The 3,182-nt window shown below is 50.7% G+C and carries 3 protein-coding genes and 1 rRNA gene; 2 read left to right on the plus strand and 2 right to left on the minus strand.

The window, feature by feature from the left end:
- Positions 1–3 precede the first annotated feature (3 nt).
- Positions 4–125 (minus strand): 5S ribosomal RNA (rrf, locus tag MVG27_RS01005).
- A 53-nt stretch (positions 126–178) separates the two neighbouring features.
- Between rrf and MVG27_RS01010 the strand changes: the two genes are divergently transcribed.
- Both MVG27_RS01010 and MVG27_RS01015 read left to right on the plus strand, forming a co-directional pair.
- Positions 179–1,666: a hypothetical protein gene (locus tag MVG27_RS01010; RefSeq protein WP_297548640.1), complete on the plus strand. Its 1,488-nt coding sequence runs from the start codon at positions 179–181 to the stop codon at positions 1,664–1,666.
- A gap of 1 nt (position 1,667) precedes the next feature.
- Positions 1,668–2,024 carry a ribonuclease P protein component 4 gene (locus MVG27_RS01015; protein ID WP_297548638.1) on the plus strand — a complete coding sequence of 119 codons (357 nt, stop codon included), beginning with the start codon at positions 1,668–1,670 and terminating at the stop codon, positions 2,022–2,024.
- Here the strand turns inward: MVG27_RS01015 and MVG27_RS01020 are convergent.
- A partial coding sequence (locus MVG27_RS01020; protein ID WP_297548636.1) for a cell wall-binding repeat 2 family protein occupies positions 2,025–3,182 on the minus strand: 1,158 nt, incomplete at its 5' end.

A 3,182-nucleotide genomic window follows, 5' to 3' on the forward strand; every position in this document is an offset into this window, starting at 1 on the left:
AGTGGCCGGCGGCGTTCCCGGTTTCCCGCCCCCTCCCGGAGGGCAGTACACCCGGGAACGCTGGCGGGCTTAACTTCCGGGGTCGAAACGAGACCGGGTGTAACCCCGCCGCTATGGCCGCCGTGCCGATATAACCCTCCCCAATGAATTTATAAATCTTACGGTTATTCAAGGTTTGATGGAGGAGCTACTCGAGTTATTGAGAGAAGAGCATAGAGAACTCCTTACTCCAAGTGTTAGGGTCAGGGACTTCCTTATGATAATCTCAAGAAAAAACGGAGAAGAAATCGAGATTGACGGCTTTTTGCTCCTCAGACAGCCACCCAATGCGCCAAAAGATGCCGTTTATTATATTCTCTCGCCCCTAACACCAGAGGAAGCCAAGAGGAGCCAACTGAAAGCGTATCTAGTCCTCAGAATAGACGAGAAAACGAGAGTTAAGGGCAGGTTCTACTCCGGGTCGTACGTCAGGGTTAGGGGAGTTCTCGACGCCTATCCCTACGGAAACATAAGACTTCTTCATGTTTTGGAGCTTGAAGAGATTCCCTACGAGACCAGATGGACCAAATACAGAGACTACTCTCTGAGCAGAAACGAGCTTGAGAACCTGATTTCGGGCACAATCTACGCAAACTACGAAATCCAGAGGGGAATAATCTACGCCCTCCTCAACGCTCCGACGGTTATAGGGATTGAAAACTGGAGCGAGGGAATTACCTTCTCAGCCTTTAAAGGGGAGAGCGAACGCCCGGTTCTCTCACTTTGGAACGGCTTGAAGTATATCTACTCCCTATTACCCAGAGAGTTTAAGCTCAAGAAAGAGAGGTGGGAAGAGTTCGACGACGACTTCCTGGGCATTGACTTCAAGTTCGCCTATCCAAAGGCCGGGCTGGCCTACTACGTTCCCCCGACGAAGGCCATGCTGAAAAAGGCTAACCCTGTTCCAAAGTGGGCAGAGAAACACTTTCTGCTGAAAAAGGCCGGTTTTCTGAGCCCGAGACTTTTCGTGAAACCCGACGACACAATGGCAACCCTTGGTGAAAGCCCGCTCGTGATTGTCGATGAAGTGGCCTACGAGCGGAATAGAGAACTCGAGGAGCTAATGCCAAACCTGCTTGCAACGATAATTCTAGCCAAGAGGAGAATAGGAAGCCTCAACCTCGGCGAGATGAATGAGTACAGGTATCGTTTTGAATCCTTTTTGATAAAAAACAGAAACGAATACGGCGAGCTCTTCGATGCTTTAACGCTCTCCGGGAAGGTGTTCAACGTTGGAACACGCTACAGGCTCGGTGCGAGACTGCTCGGAGCGATGGGAAGGTTTGAAGGGAAGATTGACAGGGGTCTTATAAACGACCTCTTCGGCCTGTACCAGGAGATAACAGACACATGGATAAACGAGATGCCTGAAAAGGAGAAGTTAAGGCTCCTCAAGGAATACGAACGCTACATCGGAGGCTCAAAAGTAGTGGAGATTGGCATTAAAATCTTCGAAGACCTTGAGGCAACCTCCCTCGATGGAACGGTCACAAGGGAGGAGTTCTTAAAGGCTCTGGTGGAAGCGGGGTTCAGGGAAGAACACGGGAAAAGAATGATTGAAAAACTCCTAAGAGAAGGATACCTTTACGAACCGTTCCCTGGAAAGCTCAAGCTCGTGAGGTGGTAGGGTGGGAAAGAAATTCCTCAGGAAGAAGGAGCAGAGGGAAAAGAAGAAAATAGCAAGGGAGAGGGTGGAGACGCTGTTTACCCTCGCCGAGAGGGTTTTTCCCTACAGCCCTGAGCTGGCCAACAGGTACGTTGAGATAGCACTCGCTGTTCAGCAGAAGGCAAAGATAAGGCTTCCAAGGAAGTGGAAGCGCCGTTACTGTAAAAGATGCCACTCTTTTCTCGTCCCGGGAAAAAACGCACAGGTCAGGCTGAGGAGCAGACCCTATCCCCATGTAGTTATTAAATGCCTTAACTGTGGCCACATAATGCGGTATCCATACCTCAAAGAGAAAAAGGCAAGAAGGAAGAAAAGCTAATCAGTGCTTTCCACTCTTTTCGTCGTGTCCTCCTGTTCCAGGCATTGAAATCACTGACTTCTTCTCACGGTAGAGCTCGTGAAGGGCCTTCTTGGCCTCTTTAAGGAGCACCTTTGCAACGCTGTAGTTTCCGGCCTTTATGGCCTCCTCTGCCTTGTCAAGGATTGTTTTAACTGTGCTAACGTTAACCCCAGCCTTCTCAAGGACCTCAACCTGCGCCTCCAGCTTTTCGAGCTCCATCTCCAGAGCGAACTTTTCCCTGCTCTTTACTGCCATCTTGAAATCCATGTGGGCGTTCTTCAGGGCGAATTCACTCCTTGCCTGGAGCTGAAGGGCCAGAACGTAGGCCTCGGTGACGTTTCCAGCCTGAAGGCTCTGGTTAACTTTCTCCATGAGCTGGAGCATCTCCCTGACCTGCTCCATCAGCTGTGTTGAGTTTGTCATGTTGGCGATTTCCTCAACGGCCATCAGCCTCTCGCGAACCTGCTCCATTATCTGCTCGACCTGCTCCTTGGTAACGTTGGCCTGAACCCTCTCTGCCCTGCAGTTGCACTTCTGAAGCTCTTTCTCAACTTTCTCCATGATCTTCTCTGAGGCCTTGCTCTGGACCATCACCATCTCCCTGACCTGGAACCTCTCCATGAGCTTGCTAACGTTGGTGGACTGGTTAACGTAGATTATCATGGCGCGGTTTTCAACGGCCAGCTTAAGGGCAGTCTGGATTGCGAGGCTGTCGTTTCCAGCAACCACAACACTGGCGTTGAACTTGATTCCAAAGAGCTTGCTGGCGTTGCCTATAACAGCCAAGTCAGTCTCGTACCTGTTGGCTCCCCACCAGCGGTAGACCGTTATGTTGTATTCCTGGAGGTCTGTAACGTATTCATCAACTACTGCCTCGGGGCCACCTATTATTATGACCTGGTCAGGGGCGTAGCTCAGTATTTCAGCAGTGACGTTTGGGTTGTAAACTCCCCATGTGGTCGTGACAACTATAGCGCCAGTAAGGTTGGCTAAATACTGGGCTATGGTCTTGTCCGCTGCGTTGTCGCTGACGAGTATGACTGTAACGGTCTCTCCCGCGAAGGCACTGCCGGCACTGAATGCCATTCCAATCATCAGCAGTCCGAACAGGACTGCAACCAGTTTCTTACCCATCAT

This window comes from Thermococcus sp. (assembly GCF_027011145.1).
Lineage (GTDB): Archaea > Methanobacteriota_B > Thermococci > Thermococcales > Thermococcaceae > Thermococcus.